Annotated in this window: 4 protein-coding genes; 3 read left to right on the top strand and 1 reads right to left on the bottom strand. The window is 69.0% G+C overall.

Annotated elements, in window-relative coordinates:
- The 3 genes from MTR62_RS19450 to MTR62_RS19460 form a co-directional block, all read left to right on the top strand.
- Window positions 1-214, top strand: a 214-nt coding sequence (locus MTR62_RS19450; protein ID WP_244024063.1) for a hypothetical protein, incomplete at its 5' end; no start/stop codon positions are given.
- A 48-nt stretch (window positions 215-262) separates the two neighbouring features.
- Window positions 263-2,089: a CIA30 family protein gene (locus MTR62_RS19455; RefSeq protein ID WP_244024065.1), complete on the top strand. Its 1,827-nt coding sequence runs from the start codon at window positions 263-265 to the stop codon at window positions 2,087-2,089.
- 118 nt (window positions 2,090-2,207) lie between these two features.
- A complete protein-coding gene (locus MTR62_RS19460) occupies window positions 2,208-5,009 on the top strand; it encodes a M14 family metallopeptidase (protein WP_244024067.1) in 2,802 nt (933 codons plus the stop codon).
- A gap of 72 nt (window positions 5,010-5,081) precedes the next feature.
- Here MTR62_RS19460 and MTR62_RS19465 read toward each other — a convergent pair.
- The coding region (locus tag MTR62_RS19465) for a FecR family protein (protein WP_244024069.1) at window positions 5,082-5,833 on the bottom strand (752 nt) is incomplete at its 5' end.

Raw genomic sequence — 5,833 nt, forward strand, 5'->3', positions numbered from 1 at the left:
CGCCGGGCTGGCGCGCTGCAAGGGGGATGCGGCGGCGCAGTGCCGCTATCTCGCCGATCTCCTGACCGCTGCGGCCAAGGGCGGGGGCGTCCTGCCGACCGCGCCGGTGCCCGCAGGTCTTTCGCCCGCCGTGCCCGTGCCGCCCGGCGCGCCGATCGGCAGCAGCGAGGAATGCTGGTTCTGCGGGCTCGTACCCGCCGACCGGATCGACTGAACAGCCAACCGACCACGACTTTCGAACAGACAGGGGATTACCGCGGACATGCTTACTTATTCCAGACGCACGCTGGCGAAACGCTCACTGACCCTGGTGACGCTGGCGGCGCCCGCGGTCATCCTGCTGGCGGGCGCGCTCGACGCCAAGCCCGCGCCCGCCGACACCTTTGCCATCGTGGGCGCGAGCGTGTTCGACGGGACGGGCGCGGCACCGGTGATCGAAACGGTGGTGATCTCCAACGGGCGGATCGTTGCGGTCGGCCCCAACGCGGCGATCCCGCGCGGTGCGCGCGTGGTAAAGGCCGAGGGCAAGGCGCTGCTGCCCGGCCTGTTCGACGTCCACACCCACTGGACGCCGAGCGGGTCGCCCGCCACCGCGCCGCAGATCGCCACCGCCTATGTCGAGGCGGGGGTGACGACGGTGACCGACTTTCACGAACAGCCCGAATCCTACGCGCCCCGCCGCGCCTGGCTCAAGACGCTGGCGAGCCCGCACGTGGCCTTCGCCGCGCGCATCTCGACGCCGGGCGGCCACGGCGCCGACTGGGCCGACCAGGCGACCACGATCTGGATCAACACCCCCGAAGCCGCGCGCGCCGCGATCAAGAGCCTGGAGCCCTATCAGCCCGATCTCATCAAGGCGTTTTCGGACGGCTGGCGCTACGGTAACTCGCCCGACAACACCAGCATGGACGAATGGACGCTCGGCGCGCTGGCCAAGGCCGCGCACGAGCATGACTGGCCGGTGCTGACCCATACCGTGACCGTCGATCGCGGGCTGGTGGCTGCGCGCGCGGGTGTCGATTCGCTTGCCCACGGGTTGCAGGATCGCAAGCTGACGAGCGCGGAAGTGGCCGAGATCAAGGCCAGCGGCATGGCCATGGCACCCACGCTCGCGGTCTACGATCCCTACAAGCGCGGGCCCATCGGGCAGACCGACGATCCGCGCCTGCAGCAGTCGGTGCGCAAGTTCGCCAACGCGCTCTACAACGTGAAGGTGCTGTTCGATGCGGGCGTGCCGATCGCGCTGGGCACCGATGCCGGGATGCCCGGAACGCCGCACGGCGCTTCGACCCTGCACGAGCTGGAACTGCTGGTGAAGGCCGGGCTCACGCCGTCGCAGGCGCTGGTCGCAGGGACCCGCACGAGCGCTCAGATCCTGCGCGTGGCCAAGGATCGCGGCACCATCGCGGTGGGCAAGCGCGCCGACCTCGTGCTGTTTTCGGGCAAGCCCTGGCAGGACATCGGCGACATTCACAAGCTCTACCGCGTCTACATCGACGGCAAGCTGGTGAGCGGGGAGGGCGCGCCGCCGCTGCCCGCCGCGAACCTCACCGACCGCCTGCCTTCGGTCACCGTGCCCGCGCTGATCGACGATTTCGAACGCAGCGATCGCCGCTCCTCGCTCGACACGCTGCGGCTCGAGACCGGCGATGGCGGGATGGACCGCACGGTGGAGATCACCCAGGTCGTGCCGCGCACCGAAGGGGGTGTGGGCCGCAAGGCGCTCAGCCTCTCCGCGCGCATGGCGCAGAAGGACAACGCCTACGCGGGCTTTGCCGTACCGCTGACGCGCGGTTCGGTGACCCCGGTCAAGCTCGCGGGCTACACGGGCCTGCGCTTCGAGGTTTCGGGTGAGGGCGACTACACCGTGCGCCTGAACGGGCTTGACGGGGTATGGGAAGCCAGCATCTCCCGCCAGCCGGGCTGGGGCACGGTCGAGCTGCCGTTCAGCGCTTTCACGCCGGTGGCGCGGGGCAAGAAGCCGGGCGCGGCCTTTACCGGCGATGGCATCACCCAGGTCGAACTGGGCGGCTCGCGCCAGCCGGGCGAGCGGCTCTGGATGCTGGTCGACAACTTGCGTTTCTACTGATCGCGCGCGCGATCCCAGCCAATTCGCGCGGGTCCCCCGTGATCCTGGACCCGCGCAAACGGGGGTGGCCTCCCTGTAGCCACCCCCGTCCTTGTTTTACAGAATACGGACCTTTTCGATGAAAAACGCCCTGCTTCTCGCTTCCGCCGCGCTTGTCCTCCAGCCCGTCTGTGCGCTGGCGCAGGACGCGCCTACCGACGCGCCCACCGCCGCGCCCGCATCGGCCGTCACCAGCCCGGCGCAGTTCTTCCCCGAGGCGCCGGGGACCGACTATTATCTTGCCAACTATACCCAGTACGAAGCCTATCTGAAGCGGCTCGCCAGCCAGTCCGACCGCATCCGTCTGGTGGACATCGGCAAGACGTCGCAGGGGCGCACGCAGTGGGTCGCGGTGGTGTCCTCGCCGGCCAACCTCGCCCGGCTCGAGGAATACCGCAAGATCGCCGCCCGGCTCGCCAAGGCCAGGGGGGTGAGCGAGGAGGAGGCGCGCAAGCTCGCCGCCACGGGCAAGGCCATGGTGTGGATCGATGCGGGCATGCACGCGACCGAAACGGTCACCGCGCAAGGCCAGATCCAGGTCCTCTACAAGCTGCTCAGCCAGAACGATCCCGAAACCCTGCGCGAGCTGGACGATTGCATCATCCTCTTCGCGCACGACAATCCCGACGGGATGGAGATGGTCGCCAACTGGTACATGCGCCATGACGATCCCAAGAAGCGCGAGTTTTCGACGCTGCCCGAACTCTACCAGTCCTATGTCGGGCACGACAACAACCGCGACAGCTTCATGAGCGCGATGAAGGAAACGCGCAACGTCAACGCCGCGCTGTTCCGCCAGTGGTATCCGCAGATCATCTATAACCAGCATCAGACGGGGCCGGCGGGCATGGTGGTCTTCGTGCCGCCGTTCCGCGACCCGTTCAACTTCAACTACGACCCCATCGTCATGGCCGAGCTTAACGAAGTGGGCTTTGCCATGCACACCCGCCTCATCGCCGAAGGCAAGCCGGGTTCGGGCACGCGCAGCGCGGCGCGCTATTCGACTTGGCACAACGGCATGGAGCGCTCGGTCTCCTACTTCCACAACGCCATCGGCCTGCTGACCGAGATCATCGGCGGCCCGACGCCTACCGAAGTGCCGCTGGTGCCCGAAACCCAGCTGCCGCGCGGCGACGAGATGATGCCGATCAAGCCGCGCGCGTGGCACTTGCAGGATTCGCTCGACTACCAGTGGACGCTCAACCGTGCGGTGATCGACTACGCCTCGCGCAACCGCGAGCGGCTGCTGTTCAACATCTGGCGCATGGGCGCGAACAGCATCGCCAGGGGGGAAACCGACAGTTGGACCGTGACCCCTTCCAAGGTCGACCGGCTGGTCGATGCCCCGCCGCTCGGCGCCAAGGGCACGGACGAATACAACCGCCCGCGCGCCGAAGGGCCAAAGAAGGTCGATCCTGCGCTCTTCAAGAGCCTGGTCGAAGTTCCCGCCGAACGCGATCCCAAGGCCTACGTGATCCCCGCAGGGCAAGCCGACATGCCGACCGCGGTCGCCTTTCTCAACGCGCTGATCCGGGCTGGGGTCGACGTCGATGTGGCCGATGCCCCCTTCACCGCCGATGGCAAGAGCTATCCGGCCGGGTCCTACGTGGTGCGCACCGCGCAGGCCTACCGCCCGCACGTGCTCGACATGTTCGAGCCGCAGGACCACCCGCACGACACCGAATATCCGGGCGGTCCGCCGCAGGCCCCCTATGACATCACCGGCTACACGCTGGCCTACCAGATGGGCGTGGACTTCGCGCGCGTGCTGGACAGCATCGACGGGCGCTTTCACGCTGCACCGGGCGAACTGACCGTGCCGGCGGGCGCGATCACCGGCACGGGCGAGGCGGGCTGGATCGTCGGGCACGAGAGCAACAACAGCTTCATCCTCACCAACCGCCTGCTGAAGGCCGGGCTCCATCCCGCCTGGCTCGAAAGCGCGCAGAACCTGGGTGGCAAGACGCTTGCCCCCGGCGCGATCTGGATTCCCAGGAGCGCCAAGGCCGAAGCGATCGTGGCTCGCGCCGTTACCGAGTTGGGCCTCAACGCGCAGGCGCTCGGCGCCGCGCCCGCAGGCGCGCAGATGGCTTTGAAGCCGGTGCGCATCGGGCTCGTCGATCGCTACGGCGGGCTCATTTCGGCGGGCTGGACGCGCTGGTTGCTCGAACAGTTCGAATTCCCCTTCGACACGCTCTACGCCAAGCGGATCGACGCGGGGGACCTTGCCAAGGACTACGACGTGCTGCTCTTCGCTGACGACGCGCTGCCTTCGGCCGGGGCCTGGGGCAAATCGCGCGCGCCGAGCCAGCCCGACCTTGCCGACACGCCCGCGCCGTACCGCAAGGAGCTGGGCGCGATCACCGACGACAAGAGCGTGCCGCAAGTGCGCCGCTTCGTCGAACAGGGCGGCGCGGTCGTCGCGATCGGCAGTTCGGGGCGGCTGGTCGACCTGTTCGGCGTGCCGCTCGAACCCGCGCTGGCGCGGCGTGAGGACGGCGCTCTCAAGCCGCTCGACACCAAGGCCTTCTTCATTCCGGGTTCGATCCTGAGCGCGCGGGTCGATAACCGCCAGCCGCTCGCCTATGGCCTGCCCGACACGGTCGATGTGTTCTTCAACCGTGCGCAGACATTCGTTCCCAGCGGAAAGGCGAGCCCGGCGGGCGTTTCGACCGTGTCCTGGTTCGAGGGGCGCGATACGCTGCGCAGCGGCTGGGCGGTCGGTCAGGAGAAGCTGGCCGGGACCATCGCGGTCGCCGACGTGCGCGTGGGCAAGGGGCACCTCATGGTCATGGCCCCCGAAGTCGCGCAGCGCGCGCAGTCTTACGGGACCTTCAAGTTCCTGTTCAACGGCCTCTTGCTCGGCGGGGTGAAGGACTGAGCCTGCGCGGCGCGGGAGGGTTCTGGCAGAGCTCTCCCGCGCCGGGCTGGCGCGGTTCAGGGTTGGCGCGGTTCAGGGTTGGCAGGCGGTATCGTCGGCGCTGGCCCCACGCGCGAGGGTGCGGGTGTCCGCCGTGCGGGCGCTGACCCGCACCAGCCCCTGCGCCTCGAGCGCGTCGGTCAGGCTCTGCGTGCGGTCGAGATCGAACACCCCGCTGACCGCGATTCGCGCCGCGCCCGGTTCGAGCGCGAGGTGCAGCGCACCGTAGCGGTTCATCTCGGCGACCACACTGCCCAGGCACCGGCGCGAGAACACGATCCGTCCTTCGCGCCAGGCGGTCGCCTGTTCGGCCTCGATCGGGGCCAGCGTGACCTGGCTGCCGCTCTGGCGCAGGCTCATCCCTGCGCCGACCATGGCGCGGTGCGACCCGTCGGCGAGGGCGGCGCGGGTGTCGACCCGCACCAGCCCCTCGGTCGTCGTCACCTTGCGCTCGGCGCCGGTCATGCCGACCGCAAAGGCGGTGCCTACGGCGGTGGCGGTCAGGCTTCCGGCGTTGACCACGAAGGGCCGCGCCTTGTTTTTCTGAACCGCGAAGAAAGCGCGCCCGCGTTCGAGCCGCAGCCCGCGCACGTCGCGGGAAAAGGCGATCGCCACGCGGCTGTCGCGGTCGAGCGTGAGGCGCGATCCGTCGGGCAGGCGCACGTCGCGCCGGGCGTTGACGGGGCTTTCGAACACCGCCTCCTCGACCGCGATACGGGGCGTCGCGGCCGGACCTTCCTTGCCCGGCTGCGCGAGCCACCATCCGACAGGGACGGCGAGCAGCG

The sequence above is a fragment of the Novosphingobium organovorum genome (assembly GCF_022832435.1).
Taxonomy (GTDB): domain Bacteria; phylum Pseudomonadota; class Alphaproteobacteria; order Sphingomonadales; family Sphingomonadaceae; genus Novosphingobium; species Novosphingobium organovorum.